The 16,966-nt window shown below is 72.0% G+C and carries 19 protein-coding genes; 10 read left to right on the forward strand and 9 right to left on the reverse strand.

What is annotated here, in order from left to right:
* Positions 1 to 125 precede the first annotated feature (125 nt).
* Positions 126 to 860 (reverse strand): TetR/AcrR family transcriptional regulator, encoded by a 735-nt coding sequence (locus OG702_RS19560; RefSeq protein WP_327290187.1) that lies wholly within the window; start codon positions 858 to 860, stop codon positions 126 to 128.
* 90 nt (positions 861 to 950) lie between these two features.
* Here OG702_RS19560 and OG702_RS19565 point away from each other — a divergent pair, with 90 nt between their 5' ends.
* On the forward strand, positions 951 to 1,811 hold the full coding sequence (locus OG702_RS19565; protein WP_327290188.1) for an SDR family oxidoreductase: 861 nt from the start codon (positions 951 to 953) through the stop codon (positions 1,809 to 1,811).
* 80 nt (positions 1,812 to 1,891) lie between these two features.
* On the opposite strand, the gene OG702_RS19570 is transcribed toward OG702_RS19565, so the two are convergent.
* Positions 1,892 to 2,740, reverse strand: a complete 849-nt coding sequence (locus OG702_RS19570) for a LysR family transcriptional regulator (RefSeq protein ID WP_327290189.1) — start codon at positions 2,738 to 2,740, stop codon at positions 1,892 to 1,894.
* 134 nt (positions 2,741 to 2,874) lie between these two features.
* Between OG702_RS19570 and OG702_RS19575 the strand changes: the two genes are divergently transcribed.
* A complete protein-coding gene (locus tag OG702_RS19575) occupies positions 2,875 to 3,600 on the forward strand; it encodes an SDR family oxidoreductase (RefSeq protein WP_327290190.1) in 726 nt (241 codons plus the stop codon).
* Positions 3,601 to 3,656: 56 nt separating this feature from the next.
* Here OG702_RS19575 and OG702_RS19580 read toward each other — a convergent pair whose 3' ends face one another.
* The gene (locus tag OG702_RS19580; protein WP_327290191.1) at positions 3,657 to 4,109 is read right to left on the reverse strand and encodes a hypothetical protein; all 453 of its coding nucleotides are present in this window, start codon (positions 4,107 to 4,109) and stop codon (positions 3,657 to 3,659) included.
* 491 nt (positions 4,110 to 4,600) lie between these two features.
* Between OG702_RS19580 and OG702_RS19585 the strand changes: the two genes are divergently transcribed.
* The gene (locus OG702_RS19585) at positions 4,601 to 5,434 is read left to right on the forward strand and encodes a PIG-L family deacetylase (RefSeq protein WP_327290192.1); all 834 of its coding nucleotides are present in this window, start codon (positions 4,601 to 4,603) and stop codon (positions 5,432 to 5,434) included.
* A gap of 135 nt (positions 5,435 to 5,569) precedes the next feature.
* On the opposite strand, the gene OG702_RS19590 is transcribed toward OG702_RS19585, so the two are convergent.
* Positions 5,570 to 6,763 carry a PP2C family protein-serine/threonine phosphatase gene (locus OG702_RS19590; protein ID WP_327290193.1) on the reverse strand — a complete coding sequence of 398 codons (1,194 nt, stop codon included), beginning with the start codon at positions 6,761 to 6,763 and terminating at the stop codon, positions 5,570 to 5,572.
* A 240-nt stretch (positions 6,764 to 7,003) separates the two neighbouring features.
* Between OG702_RS19590 and OG702_RS19595 the strand changes: the two genes are divergently transcribed.
* From OG702_RS19595 to OG702_RS19605, 3 genes are all read left to right on the forward strand, one after another.
* Positions 7,004 to 7,180, forward strand: a complete 177-nt coding sequence (locus OG702_RS19595) for a hypothetical protein (RefSeq protein WP_327290194.1) — start codon at positions 7,004 to 7,006, stop codon at positions 7,178 to 7,180.
* A 374-nt stretch (positions 7,181 to 7,554) separates the two neighbouring features.
* Positions 7,555 to 9,132: a cryptochrome/photolyase family protein gene (locus tag OG702_RS19600; protein ID WP_327290195.1), complete on the forward strand. Its 1,578-nt coding sequence runs from the start codon at positions 7,555 to 7,557 to the stop codon at positions 9,130 to 9,132.
* 460 nt (positions 9,133 to 9,592) lie between these two features.
* On the forward strand, positions 9,593 to 10,123 hold the full coding sequence (locus OG702_RS19605) for a hypothetical protein (RefSeq protein ID WP_327290196.1): 531 nt from the start codon (positions 9,593 to 9,595) through the stop codon (positions 10,121 to 10,123).
* 92 nt (positions 10,124 to 10,215) lie between these two features.
* On the opposite strand, the gene OG702_RS19610 is transcribed toward OG702_RS19605, so the two are convergent.
* Complete coding sequence (locus OG702_RS19610) at positions 10,216 to 10,683, reverse strand: hypothetical protein (RefSeq protein WP_327290197.1); 468 nt, start codon at positions 10,681 to 10,683, stop codon at positions 10,216 to 10,218.
* Positions 10,684 to 10,816: 133 nt separating this feature from the next.
* Here OG702_RS19610 and OG702_RS19615 point away from each other — a divergent pair, with 133 nt between their 5' ends.
* Positions 10,817 to 11,041 (forward strand): hypothetical protein, encoded by a 225-nt coding sequence (locus OG702_RS19615; protein ID WP_327290198.1) that lies wholly within the window; start codon positions 10,817 to 10,819, stop codon positions 11,039 to 11,041.
* Between the two features lie 160 nt (positions 11,042 to 11,201).
* Here the strand turns inward: OG702_RS19615 and OG702_RS19620 are convergent, their stop codons facing one another.
* Positions 11,202 to 11,846 (reverse strand): dihydrofolate reductase family protein, encoded by a 645-nt coding sequence (locus OG702_RS19620; RefSeq protein WP_327290199.1) that lies wholly within the window; start codon positions 11,844 to 11,846, stop codon positions 11,202 to 11,204.
* A 192-nt stretch (positions 11,847 to 12,038) separates the two neighbouring features.
* Entirely contained in the window at positions 12,039 to 12,284 is a 246-nt protein-coding gene (locus OG702_RS19625) for a hypothetical protein (protein WP_327290200.1), read from the reverse strand.
* Positions 12,285 to 12,452: 168 nt separating this feature from the next.
* Here OG702_RS19625 and OG702_RS19630 point away from each other — a divergent pair, with 168 nt between their 5' ends.
* The gene (locus OG702_RS19630; protein WP_327290201.1) at positions 12,453 to 12,962 is read left to right on the forward strand and encodes an HAD domain-containing protein; all 510 of its coding nucleotides are present in this window, start codon (positions 12,453 to 12,455) and stop codon (positions 12,960 to 12,962) included.
* A gap of 94 nt (positions 12,963 to 13,056) precedes the next feature.
* On the opposite strand, the gene OG702_RS19635 is transcribed toward OG702_RS19630, so the two are convergent.
* On the reverse strand, positions 13,057 to 13,203 hold the full coding sequence (locus tag OG702_RS19635) for a hypothetical protein (RefSeq protein WP_327290202.1): 147 nt from the start codon (positions 13,201 to 13,203) through the stop codon (positions 13,057 to 13,059).
* Positions 13,204 to 13,602: 399 nt separating this feature from the next.
* Here OG702_RS19635 and OG702_RS19640 point away from each other — a divergent pair, with 399 nt between their 5' ends.
* Positions 13,603 to 13,890: a YciI family protein gene (locus tag OG702_RS19640; protein ID WP_327290203.1), complete on the forward strand. Its 288-nt coding sequence runs from the start codon at positions 13,603 to 13,605 to the stop codon at positions 13,888 to 13,890.
* Between the two features lie 111 nt (positions 13,891 to 14,001).
* Here OG702_RS19640 and OG702_RS19645 read toward each other — a convergent pair whose 3' ends face one another.
* Positions 14,002 to 15,771, reverse strand: coding sequence for an FG-GAP repeat domain-containing protein (locus OG702_RS19645; RefSeq protein WP_327290204.1), 1,770 nt, complete (start codon positions 15,769 to 15,771; stop codon positions 14,002 to 14,004).
* A 336-nt stretch (positions 15,772 to 16,107) separates the two neighbouring features.
* Between OG702_RS19645 and OG702_RS19650 the strand changes: the two genes are divergently transcribed.
* Positions 16,108 to 16,965, forward strand: a complete 858-nt coding sequence (locus tag OG702_RS19650) for a heavy metal-binding domain-containing protein (RefSeq protein ID WP_327290205.1) — start codon at positions 16,108 to 16,110, stop codon at positions 16,963 to 16,965.
* Position 16,966 lies beyond the last annotated feature (1 nt).

The following is a 16,966-nucleotide window of genomic DNA, read 5'->3' on the forward strand; positions in this document are numbered from 1 at the left end:
GGATAGGGAACGGGTGGCAATCTGCGTCTGGTTTCAGCTCAGTCGGGGGACGCTGCCGGAGTTGACCGCGTCCGAACCAGCGGTCCGCGAAGGTCTCTCTCCGCGGCGTTCGACCTGGCCCGTGGTCAGGTCCGCGGGGTGGCGTCGTCCGCCGCCAGGCGGGTCAGCCATTCGCGCAGCAGGCGCTGCTCGGCGTCGCTCAGGATGTCGGCGTCGTCCGGGAGGGCCGCGCGCAGCGCGCGGGCGGCCGGGGCGGGGCCGGACTCGGCGGCGGCGGCCGGGACCGCGGGTTCCGCGCGGGTGACGGCGGCGACCATGGACTCGCGCAGGACCGTCAGCAGCGCCGGATTGCGGCGTTCCGCCGGCGTGGAGCGCCAGGTGATGACGGCGCCCTGGCCGGTGGCCTGGATGATCTGGGCGGCCAGTTCCTCGTCGACCCGTAGCCAGCCCGCGGCGGCCAGCCGGCGTACCCGCCCGTGGAGGATCTCCAGGCCCGCGCGGTGTGCCGCGTCCGGCCCCCGGCCGGTGGCCCGGTTCATCACCGTGAACAGCTCCGGGCGCGAGACCCCGAACTCCACCACCAGGTCCCAGCCGCGGCGCAGCTCCTCCACCGGGTCCGGTGCGGCGGGATCGAGTTGCGCGCGCTTGCTCTCCAGGAACTGCGCGTAGCCGTGCTCGGCGACGGCCTCCAGCAGCCCCTCCTTGTCGCCGAAGAGGCGGTAGATCGCCGGCGGCTGCATCCCGGCCGCGGCGGCGACCGCGCGGGTGCTCACCGCGTCTGGCCCGCCGTTCTCCAGCAGCTCGACGGCGGCCAGGACGATGCGGCGTCGGGGGCTGTCGGTGGTGTCGCGAGGAGGCATGGGTTCAACGATATCGGAGACGTGCTTCCACCGATAATATCGGTGTTACCGTTGGAGTGATTCCACTGGAAGCATCGTTGGGAGAACCCCGTGATCATCGTGACCGGAGCCACCGGAAAGCTCGGACGCCGCATCGTCGAGCGCCTCCTGGACCGCGTTCCCGCCCACCGCGTCGGGGTCAGCGTGCGCGACCCCCGCATGGCGAATGGCCTCGCCGACCGCGGCGTCCGCGTCCGGCAGGGCAGCTTCGACGACCCTGCCTCGCTCGTGCACTCCTTCGAGGGCGCCGAGCAACTGCTCCTCGTCTCCCTCGATCGCACCGGCGAGGAGTGCGTCACCGGCCACCGCACCGCCATCGACGCCGCCGTGAAGGCCGGCGTCGGCCGCATCCTCTACACCAGCCAGACCGGCGCCGCCCACGACTCCCGCTTCCAGGCATGCCGCGACCACGCCCAGACCGAGGACCTGTTGCGCTCCACCGGCCTGCCCTGGACCGCGCTGCGCAACGGTTTCTACGCGGCCAGCGCCATGCTGTTCCTGGAGTCCGCGCGCCACACCGGCGCCATCGCCCTCCCCGCCGACGGCCCCGTCGCGTGGACCGGCCACGACGACCTCGCCGAGGCCGCTGCGGCGATCCTCGCCGACGAGGGCCGCTTCGAGGGACCCACCCCGCCGCTCACCGGCCCGGCGGCGCTCGACTTCGACGCCGTCGCCGAGATCGCGGCCCAGGTCACCGGGCGGTCCTTCACCCGCGCCGTCGTCGCCGCCGACGACTTCCGCGAGCAGGCCCTGGCGCACGGTGCCCCGGCGCCGATCGCCGACCTGATGCTGAGCATCTTCGCGGCAGCCCTGAACGGCGAGTTCGCCGCCGTCGACCCGACGTTGGCCGAGCTGATCGGCCGCGAGCCCGCCACCTTCCGCACCCTGCTCGTACAGGCCTGGGCCGCGTAGATCCGGGGCAGAAGCGGCGACGATGACCGGCCGGCACCCGCCTTCCTACCCGACGGGACTGCTCCTTCTGCGGGGCGCCATCAAAGCCGGGTGGCGGCCCGGACGAGGGCGGCGACCGCCCGCGAGCGGCTGTGGGGCGGCCAGGCGATCACCGTTGTCACCGTCGGCGCGTCGGCTACGGGGACGGTGGCGAGGCCGTCCCTCAGTTGCGCGCGCACCGACTCCGGCAGGACCGCCGACGCCCGCCCGAGCGCGATCAGTTGGAGCAGTTGCGTGTGGTTGTGCACCGGCGGGCCGGCGCCGTCCGGGAAGGTGCCGTCGAGGTGCGGCCAGCGGGGCATGGGCAGGCCGGGGAGTGCGGCGACGTCGGACATCCGCACATGGGCCCGGCCGGTGAGAGGGTGCCCGGCCGGCAGGACCACGACCTGTCCCTCCGCGTGCAGATCCTCCGTGTCGAGCCCGGCCGTCGAGTCGAACGGCCGGTGCAGCAGCGCCACATCGGCCCGTCCGTCCCGCAGCAGCCGCTCCTGCTCGCCGATCCCGCACAGCAGCACGTCGACGGCGACCGCGCCAGGCTCGGCCGCGTAGGCGTCGAGCAGTTTTGCCAGCAACTCGCCCGTCGCCCCGGCCTTCGTGACGAGGACCACGCCGGGCCGGCCGGTCGGCGCGAGAGCGGCGCGGCGGGTTATGCGCTCCGCGGCGTCGATCGCGTCGAGGGCCGCCTGCCCTTCCCGCAGCAGCACCGATCCGGCCTCGGTCAGGGTGACGCCGCGGCTGCCACGTTCCAACAGCGCGGCCCCGAGGCGGCGTTCGAGCTGCTGGATCGCCCGCGACAGCGGAGGCTGGGCGATCCCGAGCCGCTGCGCCGCCCGCCCGAAGTGCAACTCCTCGGCGACAGCGACGAAGTACCGCAGCTCCCTCGTCTCCATGCCGCCAAGCTACCCGACCCCGCCTGGGCGGAAGCTGGAACTGCCGCACTGAGCTGGTCCGATACCGGGGAGGTATCGCCGCTTACCCAGATGGTGTTGGCCGCCTCGCGGGGGTGCGGGACACGATGGACCGCATGAGCGGACAGACGATCACGCTGGTCACCGGCGGGAACAAGGGAATTGGCTACGAGATCGCCGCGGGCCTTGGCGCCCTCGGCTGGAGCGTCGGCGTCGGCGCCCGGGACGAGGCGCGCCGGGAAGCCGCAGTAGAGAAGCTGCGGGCGGGCGGCGCGGACGCGTTCGGCGTTCCGCTCGACGTGACGGACAACACGAGCGTGGCGGCCGCCGCCCGGCTGCTGGAGGAGCGCGCCGGCCGGCTCGACGTCCTGGTCAACAACGCCGGAGTGACCGGCGGGATGCCGCAGACGCCCACCACCGTCGATCTCTCGACCGTACGGACGGCCGTGGAGACCAACGTGCTCGGCGTCATCCGCGTCACCAACGCGCTGCTGCCGCTGCTGCGCCGTTCCGCGTCGCCGCGGATCGTCAACATGTCCAGCAGCGTCGGCTCGCTCACGAAGCAGACCGCTGCCGGCGCCGACACCGGGCCGATCTCCGCGGCGTACGCACCGTCGAAGACGTTCCTCAACGCCCTGACCGTGCAGTACGCCAAGGAGCTGCGGGACACGAACATCCTGATCAACGCCGCGTGCCCCGGCTACTGCGCGACCGACCTCAACGGCTTCCGCGGCGTACGCACTCCCGTACAGGGCGCGGCGATCGCGATCCGGCTCGCGTCCCTTCCCGACGGCGGCCCGACCGGCGCGTTCTTCGACGAGGACGGGGTGGTGCCGTGGTGACCTGGGCAGCGCTCCCGGGCTGAGGCCACGGCACCGGCGGGCCCTCGCGCCGGCTCCTACGAGGGTTCGGCCGGGGTCCACAGACCGTTGCGGAGCCAGTCCGATTCCACGGTCCAGCGAAGTACCGGGTCCGCCATCCATTGCGACGCGAAGTGCGCACCGCTGTAGACCGCAAGCAGGAACTCCACCATCCCACCGTCGAACGGCAGGACTTGTGCGGGTCCCCGGGCCGGCATCACCACCGGCCACCGGTCGGGATCGGGGTGCTCGGTCGACCAGTAGAAGGTGTCGCCGTCCTGGTCGTGCCCCCAGGCCAGCAGGCCGCCGGTGGTTGGGAGATCCGGATAGGCGGGGCCGTCCCAGTGGTTCCATTCGTGGCCCAGGGGCAGTTGACCGGCCTCCGCCACAAGTGCCGCGAAGCCACGGGGAGCACCGGGCCTCCGTGGCACCGAACAGGGCGCGAGCACCTCGACCGGCCACTGGTCGGCGCCGGCGAGGATCGCCCCCACCTCCGTAACGGTTCACGAACTCCCGGTAGTCGGACGGGAAGTCAAAGCCGCACTCCGCCTTCGATCGCTCCCACGGCGGGGCCGCCAGGTTCTCCGGCGGCGGCGGCAACAGCCGGGCCAATGCGTCGAGATTCGCACTCATAAGGGTTTCCTGGTGTGCTGTTGTCCCTGCCCGCCATCGCGCCGGGCAGGGCCACTGGGTTGACGCGCGCAGAGTAGCCCCGGACACCGGGACCGGAGTCGGCCGGGACCTCCTCGTCGTCGAGCGGGATCGAGGAGCCAGTCCGCCTGCGCGGCCCGGACGGCCCGGACGGCCGTGCCCGGGAACAGCCGGTCCGGTCGGCACGGTTGCAATGACCGAGCGACCGGCGCCGCACGCGCGGGGAAGACGGGGCCGCAGCGTCGCCCGTCTCGCCGGGTCCGGGCCTGGCATCGTGGGACCTGCCGCACGCACTTCCGATCACGACGTATTCCTGCAGGAGGACTGTTTCATGACTGACCGCCCCTTGACGCTCATGGCGGTACACGCCCACCCCGACGACGAGGCCACCGGAACCGGCGGAATCCTCGCGCGATACGCGGCGGAGGGCATCCGCACGGTTCTCGTGACGTGTACCGACGGCAGCTGCGGCGACGGGCCGGAGGGCGTGAAGCCGGGCGATCCCGGGCACGATCCGGCGGCAGTCGCCGCGATGCGCCGTCAGGAACTCGAGGCGAGCTGTGCCGTCCTCGAGATCAGCGATCTGGAGATGCTGGACTACGCCGACTCGGGGATGATGGGCTGGCCGAGCAACGACGCCCCCGGGGCCTTCTGGCAGACCCCGGTCGAGGAAGGCGCCGCCCGGCTCGCGGAGCTCATGCGGCACTACCGACCCGATGTGGTCGTCACCTACGACGAGAACGGCTTCTACGGCCACCCCGACCACATCCAGGCCCACCGCATCACGATGGCGGCGCTGGAGCTGACCGCGCCGACGCCGAAGGTGTACTGGACCACGGCACCCCGCTCGATGATGCAGCGGTTCGGTCAGGTCATGCGCGAGTTCGGTGGGGACACGCCGGAACCGGACCCGGCGGAGACCGCCGCCCTGGCCGAGATCGGCCTCCCCGACGACGAGATCACCACGTGGGTGGACACGACCGCGTTCAGCGGTCAGAAGTTCGACGCGCTGGCCGCGCACGCCAGCCAGGGCGAGAACATCTTCTTCCTCAAGATGGGCAGGGAGCGGTTCAGCGAGCTGATGGGCGTGGAGACCTTCGTACGGGTCAGGGACACCACCGGCGCGACCGTGCCCGAGAGCGACCTCTTCGCCGGCCTGCGCTGAGCCGCGCGTCGTCCCTACGGCCCTACGGCCAGGGAGCTGCCGGCCGGCGGCTGAGGCGGCGGCCGGCCGGACGTTCTCGCCGGTGCCGGCCGCGATCGGGCGCCGGCGGCCGGGATCAGACGCCGGCGGGCGCGATCAGGCGCTGGCGGCGCCGTTCCACTGGCAGAACAGGACGGTGGCGTCGTCCTCAAGGCGGCCCTGCTGGTGCTCCAGGAGCGCGTGGATGAGGCGGCGCAGCGTCTCGGCGACCGTCAGGCCGGCCGCGTGGTGGCGTATGACGAAGTCGGTGAACCGGTCGATGCCGAACTGCTGCCCGTCGGCGTCCCGTGCTTCGGTGATGCCGTCGGTGTAGAGCAGCAGCCTGTCCCCGGGTTCGAGCTGTTCGCGGCACACGGTGATCGGCAGCTTGAAATCGGCGCCCATCGGACCGGCCGGGGGGCAGCGGACCACGCTGGCCCAGCGCCCGCCACGGATGACGATGGGGAGCAGGTGGCCGCGGTTGACCCAGGTCAGGGCCCCGGTGTTCAGGTCGAGATCGGCGAGTATGCCGGTGGCGTAGCTCCGGTGATCGAACTGCTGGAGCAGCAGCTCCTCGATGGCCCGGCTCACTTCTGCGATGCCCGCGCCCCGCCGGCGCTCGTTGCGGCAGGCGGCCATCACCAGACTGGCGGTCAGTCCTGACATGGTGTTGTGGCCCATGGCATCGAAGACCGCCAGGTGCACTGTGTCGTCGCATATCGCGTAGTCGAAGCCGTCGCCGGCGACCTGGTACGCCGGTTCCATCGCGGCACTCACGGTGACCCGCTCGTTGGCGAACGTGGGCGGCGGCATCAGCGTCCACTGCAACTCCGCGGAGACGGCCATGTGCCGGGTCCGGATCAGCCGCGCGTAGGAGTCGCTCTGCGCGCGCTTGGCTATCAGCAGCAGCCCGGTCACCAGGGCGAGGGACTGCGCGGCGGCGAGATCCGCTTCGGTGTTCTTCTGCGAGCGCAGCCGCAGAACACCCAGGCGCTGCGTGCCGTCCACGATCGGGAGCCAGTGGTCGCGTCCGTCCGAACTGCTCAGGATCTGCTCGGTCTGGTAGACGCGGCCCGCCAGCGTGGAGTCGATGCGCAGTTCGGCACCGCCTGCCCCGGCGTTCTGGCCGTGCCCGGTGACCTCGCGCAGCACATCCTGCTGGAGGTCCGCCACGTACAACCGGGCCCGCCCGACACCGAGGCGTCCCGCGGCGGCGTCCAGCAGCGCCGGCAGTTGCTCGAAGGCCGCTCGGCAACTGTCCTGCAGCAGGCGGGCCAGCGCGCCGGACCCATCGGTGTGCGGTGCTGCCATGGTGTGAACCCCGAGGGAGAGGGAAGGGAGCCGGTCCGCCTCCATGCGGTCCGCGGCTGCCAGCAGCGCGACGGACGGCGGCGAGAAGCCCGGGCGACGGTCGCCGTCACCCTACCTCCGCCGCGGCACGCTGGGCCCGGGGCCGGTGGGGCACACCGCCCGCAACTCCCTCAGGTTCGACACGAATGCCCGGCCGTGTCCGGTCCGGGCGAACCGGTGGGCGAGTGGCATCATATAGAGGTGGACACGCCTAAATTGGCCCTCGCCGCCCAGCGGTACGACGACGCCGAAGACGCCCGCGAGGCGGCGGCGGAAGACCTCAGGGCCGAAAGCGCGGCCGCCCTGGCACAGGGGGCCGACGAGAACGAGCTCGCCGAAACCATCGGCAGACCGCTGGCGGACCTGCCCAAGCTCTGACGGCGACGACGCCTCGGGGCCGAGGGGCGCGCCGTGACGGCGATCACCGGTCGGTCGTGCCGTCGTGGCCGCCGAACGGCGGGGCGTCGCCGGGTCGAGGTCACCGCGAGACGCCGGGGTGAAAGGTCGCTGCCGGAGACCGTACGGCCCGTCGCCGTCGGCCGACGGCTCGGCGGGGACGGTTCTCGGCACTGTCCGGAATATGGGCACTGGCCGGTCCGGACCGCCGCGTCGGCCCAGCGACAGGGCGCCCGGTTCTCCCAGCGGCCGGAGCCCCGGCCCACCCTGCCGGGGCCTTCGCTCCGCCGACCCCGGTCCTCCCGCCGGCGATGAGCCGACGGACGCATGGCACGCCGAGCGCGAAAGGCAGGACCATGGAGCCTCGCCCGCACTGGCTGTTCGGGGACCAGCTCGGCCCGCACTTCCTCGACCCCCGGCACGGCGGCCCCGATGCGCGGGCGCCGGTGATCATGATCGAGGCGCGCTCGGTGCTGCGCCGCCGTCGCTTCCACCGGGCCAAGGCGCATCTGGTGCTCTCGGCGATGCGACACCGCGCAGCCGAACTCGGCGACCGGGTGACGTACATCCGGGCGGAGACGTACGCCGACGGGCTGAGGCAGGCACTGGACCACGGTCTGCCACGCCGGACCGCGGCGCGTGGCGCGGACGCGGACGGCCGGCGGAAAGGCGGCCGCGCCGAGGGCCGGGTGACGGTCTGCCACCCCACCTCACGTGCGGCACTGCGATTCGTCAGCGCGCTCGACGGCGTGGAGATCCTGCCGGCCAGGGGCTTCCTCGTGTCGCGGGAGGACTTCCAGGAGTGGGCGGGCCGCGACAGCGGGCAGAGCCTGCGGATGGAGGGCTTCTACCGCTGGGTACGCCGACAGCATGACCTGCTGATGGACGGCGATGAGCCGATCGGCGGCCGGTGGAACCTCGACCACGACAACCGCGAGCCCCCGCCGCGCGGGCGGGACGCCCTCGATGTCCGGGGCCCCTGGCGACCGCGCGAGGACGCGATCGACGCCGAGATCCGCCGGGACCTCGACCGCTGGGAGCGCGACGGCCAGGTGTCCTTCGTCGGCCGGGACGGCCCCCGCCGCTTCCCCGCCACCCGGCATGAGGCACTCAGCGCGCTGCGCCGCTTCACCGCCGACCGGCTGCCGGACTTCGGCCGCTACGAGGACGCCATGCTCGCCGCCGACCCCGTGATGAGCCACAGCCTGCTCTCGTCGTCGCTCAACCTCGGACTGCTCGACCCGGCCGAATGCGTCGAGCGCGCCGAACGCTCCTACCGGGCCGGCGACGCGCCCCTGAACAGCGTCGAGGGCTTCGTCCGGCAGATCGCCGGCTGGCGCGAGTACGTATGGCAGCTGTACTGGCACTTCGGCGAGGACTACCGGCACCGCAACGCGCTCGGCCACACCGCCGCGCTGCCCGGCTGGTTCCTCGATCTGGACGCCGACGCCGTCACCGCGAACTGCCTCTCCACCGTGCTGGCACAGGTACGGGACACCGGCTGGACCCACCACATCCCCCGGCTCATGGTGCTGGGCAGCCGCGCCCTCCAGGACGGCTGGGACCCGGCGGCCGTCACCGACTGGTTCCACCGCTGCTTCGTCGACGGCTACGACTGGGTCATGCTGCCCAACGTCGTCGGCATGTCGCAGTACGCGGACGGCGGCCTGATGACCACCAAGCCGTACACCTCCGGGGGCGCGTACATCAACAGGATGAGCGACCTGTGCGGGCCGTGCGCCTACCGGCCCACCGACCGCACCGGGGACCATGCCTGCCCCTACACCGCGGGCTACTGGGCCTTCCTGCACCACCACCGTGCCCGGCTGGCCGCCAACCACCGCACGGCCCGGGCCGTTCACGGCCTCGACCGGCTGCAGGACCTCCCCGTACTCCTCGACCAGGTGGCCGAACGCGGAGACGCGGCGCCCTGATTCCCGGACGCAGGCCCGTCGTCCGGCAGGACCGGTGCACGCGGCACCCGCCGATCGCGCCTCCGGCTGCGGGCTCGGCATGCGTCGTACGGAGAACGCCTGTAACACGCCGGGGGCCCCGCGCATCGAGTACGGGTAAGAGCACGCCGTCCTGAGGGGGCCGCCCGCATTGCGACAGGTACAGACCAAGGCGTACATCGAGTTCGCCCAGGCCAGGGCTGGCGGGACGTCGCCACGGGGATGCCGGTGCCGTCGGAGTCGGCCGCGGTGCCGTTCAGGCTGATCAGCACAGAGCAGTGGTCCTAGGTCTGGCCCTTCGGCCGGCGTCGGGTACGGTCCGGGTCCGGGTCCGATGACGGGTCCCGGCCCCGGCCCCGGCCCCGGTGTACTCCCTGCGCGGTAGCCGCGGTCACGCCTGGCGCACGACGACCCGGGCGCCCGCGGCTGCCACGCTGGGCGGGTGAGCACGCTGCCGAAGAATCTCCCGCCTGCACCACGGACCACCGCCAGGAAGCGCCCGAGGCTGTCGCCGCCGTGGCGCAAGCTCCTGCTGACCATCCACGTGACCGTCTCGGTCGGGCTGCTCGGCACCGACGCGGCCGTGGTCGCCCTGGTCACCTCGGGATGGCTCGGCCACGCCCGCCCCGTCACCGTCTACCCGGCGGCACACCTGCTCGGCGAATACCTGCTCCTGCCGCTCGCCCTGCTGGCGCTCGTCACCGGTCTCGCGCTCGGGCTGCTCACGCCCTGGGGACTGCTGCGGTACTGGTGGGTGCTGATCAGCCTGGCGGTGAACACCGTCGGGACGGCGCTGGCCGTCTTCGTGCTCCTCCCCGGACTGGACACGGCGGCGACCGCCGCACTCGCTGGGCACGCCGTGGCCTCCCCGTCCTCGCTGGTACGGGATTCGGGCGCGGCCTGCTGCGTTCTGATCGCGACCGTCGCGATCTCGTACTACAAGCCCTTCGGGCGGATCAGGCGACGGAGCTGATGATGCCCGCGGCCTGGCAAGGGCTTCCCGTGGATCCGCCTCCGCCAGCGGAGATGATCGGCCGGACAGGTCGTGGAGCCTGTCCGACCCGGTCAGGAACCTGCCCTGGCACCTGCGCTTCGGCACGTCGCGCAGGAGGCGGTGCGCTCGGCCCGTTCGTGCAGGAAATCGGCGAACCAGGCCGTCGCCGAGGCCGCCACCACCGCGGCGGCGACCCCGAGTCCGACCGGGTGGATCGCGGCCGGCCAGGTCACAATTCGGGCCCGAAGGCCGTTCCAGGGGTCCACCGGGGTGAAGCAGGCCACGACCGACACGATCACAGCGACCAGTTGCGTGGTCGCGACCAGCAAGGCGGTCCTGCCCCAGACGTTTCGCACCACGGGTTTGACCGCCTGGTCGCAGTTTCGGCAGAACCCCTCGGTGCCGACCGCCGGGCTGGGCTGCGCCGCCGCCTCGGCGCCCGGCCTCCCGCGCGGCGGCTCGATCACCTCGGCCCGAGCAGTACCCGGCGGCTCGGACGGATCGCGGCCCACCCGCGCCTTGGCCTCTCGAACTCTCAACGCCATCCCCCACTCGCTTACGGCAGTCGGGCCGAGTGTCCCACCCCACCCCGGCCGGTGGGGGCGCCCCGTCGTCGCTCGCGAGGCAGCCGTCGGCCAGGCCGACAGGGCCTTTCGGAACGCTCAATACGCCATGGCCGCCGGCTTTGTCCTCCTCGATCTGTTTGTCTTCGCGGCCTGGCGCTCCCCGTTGACCTCGGGCAGCGTCGCTGCAGCCGGGCTTGGGACGGTTGCGGCCGCCCTCGCCGGATACGTAGCGCGAACGTTCATCACGTCACAGCAGATGACCTCGTCGGCGATGCGCTCCTACTTCGATCAGCCATTGGAGCTCTCCCGCTACCTGGCACTGAGCGGCTGATTCGCAGTTCCGGTATCAGCAAGGACACGCAGTCCGAACTGCCCTACACCCTCGTGCACTCGACGGTCACCGGCAGGGTGCCCGCAGCGAACCCATCGCAGACGTCGAGCGCAGCCGAGGAATAGACCCTGCGGCAGCGGTGGACCCATGGGCCCTCGACTCACTTTCGCCAGAACAGGTGGTGTGTCACACCGCTGGGGCTGGGCACGACCTCCAGGTGGAAGCGGTCGAGCAGTTCATCGGGCGATTCCCAGAGCCGTAGCCCGGACCCGAACTTCACCGGCGAGACCGCGATGTGCATGGTGTCGACGAGGTCGGCGTCGAGGAACTGGCGGATGGTGCTGACCCCGCCGCCGAGCCGGACGTCCTTGCCCTGCGCGGCATCGCGGGCCTGATCGAGGACCGCGGCGGGGTCGCCGTCGACGAAGTGGAAGGTGGTGTCGGAGAGCGTGAACGACGCACGAGTGTGGTGGGTCATGACGAACACCGGTGTGTGGAACGGGGGCTCCTCCCCCCACCAGCCCTGCCACTCGTCGTCCTGCCAGGGGCCGCGCTGCGGGCCGAACTTGTTGCGGCCCATGATCTCCGCACCGATGTTGCGCGCGAAGTCCCGCGTGAAGTAGTCGTCGATACCCCGGCTCCCCCCGGGAGCCGAGCGCATGGGCCAGCTCGCCGTGGCGCCGGCCCAGGCGAACAGCTTCCCGGGATTGACGTGACCGAACGGCCGCTCCAGCGTCTGGTCCTCGCCGGCGCCGACGCCGTCACTCGAGACGCCGAAGTTCATCACTCTCACCAGTTGGTTCACGGGTTTCCTCGTCAGATCGGGTCCAGTCGTCGTGCGGCGAGGCGCCGCACACCATGGCGTCGAACGGGACTCGGCCGGATCGACAGCGGCCCGCCACTTTTGCCGACGGCACCGGCGGTCGGCGTAGACCGTCGATGGCAGCGTGTACGGGGACAGCAGCGCCGAGTGCACACGGGGGCGGCTTCGGCTGAGTCAGAAACCCCGTTCCCTGTTCCAGCGGTTCACGTGGGCCGCGTAGAAGTAATTGCCGATGCCCGCGGTGAACATGAACAGCCAGAAGTGGACGGCGGCCGACTGGCGGCGGCGACTCAGGCCCGCCCCGCCGACGAACGCCGCAGCCGACGCCGATGCCGACGCGGAGCTGGTGTTGTTGATGATGATCGTCGGGGGCTGCTGCCCGTAGGCGTGGGCAGGCTGTTGATCCGGTGCTGTCGTCATGCTGTGTCGGCTCCCTCAGTACCTTCCGGTGTGCAACGACGAATGGCACGGTAGGGGGCCTTGCGGGATCAACGGGGGTGAATCACCCCCGCGTCACCCGTTCGGATCAACGTTTTCGGCCGCGACTGCTCTCCGCCGTGACGGCCTGCCTGCCCGTACGGTGACGTCGTGAACGTTTCCCCGCCGCGGCCTGTCCTTTTCCTTGACGTCGACGGCCCGCTCATTCCCTTCGGCGGGACGCGGGAGCAGTACCCGGACGGCTACCCGGCGTACGTGCCGCAGAAGGCGGCCGGGAATCCGCTGCCGGCCAGGGTCAATCCCGCGCTCGTGCCCCGGCTGCTGGGGCTGGGGTGTCACCTGGTGTGGGCCACCACGTGGGGGCACGAGGCCAACGAGTGCCTCGCACCGCTGCTGGGCCTGCCGCAACTCCCTCTGGTGGCCTGGCCGGAGCCGTCCGACGAGCCCGAACCCGCCGGCCTGCACTGGAAGACCCGCACGCTTCTCGACTGGGCCGCCGGCCGCCCCTTCGCCTGGCTCGACGACGAGATCACCGACGCCGACCGCATCTGGGCCGAGGCCGCCCACCCCGCCCGAACCCTCCTCCGCCGCGTCGACTCCCGCCATGGCCTCACCGATGCGGACTTCGCCGCTCTCGACGCATGGCGGGCGGGCGGGTAACCGCGATCGACGGGCCACCCCAGCGTCGCCCGGCGCCGGCGCGAGGCGTTCCCGGTTGCCGCCCGACGGCCTCCGGCCGCCCAGCCGGGTCGGTTCAGGCGGACGTCGGTACGTGGGGGACCGCCGAGTTGGGGTCGGCGCCGGCGAAGGCCAGGGCGATGACGAAGCCGGCGACCTCCTCCCGGTTGGCGCTGACACGTAGGGGGTCCTCCGGCTCAAGCCGCAGGCGGACATTGATCACGGCTAGGTCACAATAAGTGGACTTTTCCGACCTTGGGTGGCTCACCGTCGCCTTCTACGCCCGCACGATGATCATTCCGGTCGAGATCGCGATGCTCAACATCGAGTTCGCCCCAGCCAGGAGGTCGTCGAGACCTACATCCGGGGCGGTGTACGGATGTTCCTCGCCCGCTACGGGACGGCGGCGACCGCATCTGCGGCAACTGGCGGCTGAACCACGGCGGTTCCTCCAGGAGCAGGCGGTCCGGCGCCCCGGCCCAGCCGGGCCGGTCGCGTCCCGTCCGGGGAGACGTGGCGGAGAACCGGCCACGTGCGGGACATGCGGGATTTCGGCCCGCGCACGGATGCGGCGGAGGACGATCGGGGCGTCCTGATCCCGATTCCGCTGGGGAGCGTCCCTGTGAAGTCCGTTCTTTTCTACGAGTCGGCACCGGATGTGGCGGTCAGGGCGCCCCTGCACTACGCCGCCCACAGCGCGCACGTACGGGAGTTCCACGAGCGGGGGGTGCTGCTGATGATCGGTGTGTTCGCCGATGTGCAGAACGACGGGGCGATGGCGGTGTTCGTCGACCGGGCGGCAGCCGAGGAGTTCGCCGGGCGGGACCCGTTCGTGGTCAACGGTGTCGTCAGCGGGTGGCGGGTCAGCGAGTGGGCCGAGGTGCTGACCGGGGAGGGGTCGCGGGGGTGAGCGGGATGCGGGAAGGGGTGCCTCCGGTGGGGAGGCACCCCTTCTGTTCAACTTCTGTTCAACGCGGGGTCCGGCCCGGCGGACGTACGGTCGCCGGGGGCTCGGGAGCCGCTACTGCAGCCAGGTGTAGGCGTTCCAGCCGGCGGTGCCGATCTTCTTCTTTGTCTTGAAGGTCGCGCCCGCGCGGCCGGTGCCGCCGTAGAAGTAGAGCTCGCCGGCGGAGTCGACGGCGACGAGGTCGGCCTTGCCGTCGCCGTCGAGGTCGCCGGGGGCGGCGAGCTTGGTGTACGCGTTCCAGCCCGCGCCGATCTTCACCTTGGCCTTGAAGGGGGCCGAGGCGCTGCCGGTGCCCTGGTAGAGGTACAGGGTGCCGGTGTTGTCGCGGGCGACGATGTCGGCGTAGCCGTCACCGGTGAAGTCGCCGGCGCCGGCGATCTGGGTGAACGGGGACCAGCCGCCGCCGACCTTGACGCGGGCGTTGAACTTGCCGTCGCCCTTGCCGGGGTACAGCCACAGCACACCGCCGGAGTCGCGGGCGAGCAGGTCGCTGTGCCCGTCGCCGGTCAGGTCGCCGGGGCCGAGCACCAGGCTGTAGCTGCCGAACCCGGTGGCCAGCGCGTTCGCACCGCCGGCGACGGTGTCGTCGTAGAGCGTGCCGTTGTAGATCTCCATCACCACCGGCTCGCCCGCGTCGGTGAAGGAGACGGAGTTGACGAGCTTGGCGCCCTTCAACCCGCCGCCGAGCGAGTCGCGGGGGGTCAGGGTGCCGTCGCCGTTGGAGAGGTAGAGGTACAGATCGCCGGCGGAGTTCAGCGCCAGCAGGCCGTCCTTGCCCCAGGCCGGATTGCCGCCCGCGCCGGCCACCAGGTACTGATCGACGGCGTAGCCGGGGGGCAGGGCGGTGCCGGCGGTGTCCTGACGGGCGGTGAGCTGGCTGAGGCCCGAGCCCTTGGGGTTGCCCTCGTAGTAGTAGACCCCACCGGACACGGTCCGGCCGAGGAGGCCGCCGTGCGCGCCCGAGTGGGCGCCGGGGAAGCCGATGATCTGGTTGTAGGTGTTCCAGCCCTTGCCGATCTGGACCCGGGAGGCCAGCCGCGCCGGGGCGTTGCCGTCGATCTCGTAGTACCAGAGGTCGCCGTCGAGGTCGCGGCCGACGAGCGAGCCGTGTCCGGTGCCGGTGATGTCGCCGGCGCCGACCAACTGGTCGAAGATCCCGAAGCCGGTGCCGACCTTCACGCGGGGCGCGAACGGGCTCGTGACGCTGCCGGTGCTCTGGTAGAAGTACAGGTCACCGGTGTGCGTGCGGGCGAGCAGGTCGCCCTCACCGTCGCCGGTGACATCGCCGACGGTGACGACCTTGTCGTACGTCTGCCAGCCGGACCCGGTCCACAGCGGGCTGCCCTGCGGGAACGACGTGTCGTCCCACAGTGACAGCCGGCCCGAGACGGTGAGGGACAGCACCTGCGAGTCGGCGGAGGTCTCCTTGCCCGGGGTGAGGACGTCGAGGTACTCCGGGGTGTCGTCGTTGTCGAAGGAGATGCCCCAGCCGCTGAGCCACTGCGAGATCCCCCCGGTCGGCCACTGCATGAGGAGGTCGGCTTTGCCGTCGCCGTCGGAGTCGTAGAGCGGTGCGTCGGGACCGGTCACGACGGCGCTCCTGGCGGAGCCGGCGAGCTTCTTGGCGGCGGGTGGTGCGGACGTGTGCGGCTGGTGGGATTCGAGCCGCTGGACGGCGATGTCGCGGTGCGGTACGCCGGTGTCGGCCTGCGCCAAGGCGGCCGGCCCGAGGACGAGGGCACTCGCGGAAAGGACGGTGAAGGCGTGGACCGCCAGCAGGCGGCTGCGACGGCGCGGGCGCCCGCTCGTCGAGGTGGATGACATGACAACCCCCCATGGGTTCGACCACCGCGTTCGGCGCGGCAAGCCGTCGAGCGGCGGGCAACGGCGGGCGGACCGGCCGGACCGCCCGGGTCCAGCGGAAAACCGGGCTGGACAGGCGGGAAACCGAAGCCGGACCGAGTCGCTCATGCGTCCGACTCGAACGTCGTGAGTGTAACCACCACCCGGACGCAAGATCGGCGGCACCTTCACCACCCCCGTCGCCGAAGGGCGGTCGGCCGTACCTGCGCTCTCGCCGAACACCGGTCGGCCCCCCTGGGAGCCGCCAGGTCGATGCCATACGCTGCCCGGGGGGAGACACGCGAGGTCGGGGGAGCGATGGCGGGAGGGGCAGCCGACAGGTCGGCGGCCGGGCGGGAACGGAAGGCGCGGGTGCAGGCGGGCGGCGCCTGGGACTCGGCCCTGTCGGCCCAGGAGTTCGCCGCCGTCGAGGGCGCCGGCTTCGAGCCGGTCGGGCAGGTGCTCGGGACGGCCGTCTTCCACATCGGCTACGTCGGCAACTGGTGCTCGAACACGTGGTCGTCCAGTTGGGGTTCGGCCATGTCGTCCACCGCGCGGGCGCCCTTCTCCGACCTGGTGCGCGCGATGTACGCGGCCCGCAGGCAGGCCGTCGGCCGCGCGGTGGCGGAGTGCCGCGGGCTCGGCGGGGACGGGGTCGTAGGGGTGAAGCTGCGGGTCGGCGCGTTCCCGGCGGGGGGAGTGGAGTTCACGGCGCTGGGCACCGCGGTCCGGGCCGTCTCGCCGGTCCGGCCCGCGCGGCCCTTCACGTCGCATCTGAGCGGCCAGGACTTCGCGCGGCTCGTGCACTCCGGGTGGGTCCCCACCGGGCTCGCCTTCGGGATCAGCGTCGCGACCCGGCACGACGACTACGACACGCGGGTGCAGACCGGCCGCTTCGCCGGGAACCGCGAAGTCGACGGCTACACCGAGCTGATCACCCACGCCCGCCGTGACGCCCGGGCCCAACTGGCCCGTGACGCCGCCTCGAACGGCGGCGACGGTGTCGTGGTGGACGAGACGGACGTGCGGGTGCGGGAGCAGGAGTGCGGCAACGGTTACCGCGACCACATCGTGGAGGCGGTCTTCGTCGGCACCTCGATCGCCCGGTTCGGCCGTTCGCGGCGGCACACCGGACCGCGGCCACTGACCATCATGAGACTGGAGCGGGAGCGCTGAC

The sequence above is a fragment of the Streptomyces sp. NBC_01198 genome (assembly GCF_036010485.1).
In the GTDB taxonomy this organism is placed as follows: Bacteria; Actinomycetota; Actinomycetes; order Streptomycetales; family Streptomycetaceae; genus Actinacidiphila.

Excerpts from the sequence above, each read along its gene's own strand:
- OG702_RS19560 (WP_327290187.1), bottom strand. The coding sequence starts at position 860 with ATGCCTCCTCGCGACACCACCGACAGCCCCCGACGCCGCATCGTCCTG.
- OG702_RS19570 (WP_327290189.1), bottom strand. The coding sequence starts at position 2,740 with ATGGAGACGAGGGAGCTGCGGTACTTCGTCGCTGTCGCCGAGGAGTTG.
- OG702_RS19575 (WP_327290190.1), top strand. The coding sequence starts at position 2,875 with ATGAGCGGACAGACGATCACGCTGGTCACCGGCGGGAACAAGGGAATT.
- OG702_RS19585 (WP_327290192.1), top strand. The coding sequence starts at position 4,601 with ATGACTGACCGCCCCTTGACGCTCATGGCGGTACACGCCCACCCCGAC.
- OG702_RS19590 (WP_327290193.1), bottom strand. The coding sequence starts at position 6,763 with ATGGCAGCACCGCACACCGATGGGTCCGGCGCGCTGGCCCGCCTGCTG.
- OG702_RS19600 (WP_327290195.1), top strand. The coding sequence starts at position 7,555 with ATGGAGCCTCGCCCGCACTGGCTGTTCGGGGACCAGCTCGGCCCGCAC.
- OG702_RS19615 (WP_327290198.1), top strand. The coding sequence starts at position 10,817 with ATGGCCGCCGGCTTTGTCCTCCTCGATCTGTTTGTCTTCGCGGCCTGG.
- OG702_RS19625 (WP_327290200.1), bottom strand. The coding sequence starts at position 12,284 with ATGACGACAGCACCGGATCAACAGCCTGCCCACGCCTACGGGCAGCAG.
- OG702_RS19645 (WP_327290204.1), bottom strand. The coding sequence starts at position 15,771 with ATGTCATCCACCTCGACGAGCGGGCGCCCGCGCCGTCGCAGCCGCCTG.
- OG702_RS19650 (WP_327290205.1), top strand. The coding sequence starts at position 16,108 with ATGGCGGGAGGGGCAGCCGACAGGTCGGCGGCCGGGCGGGAACGGAAG.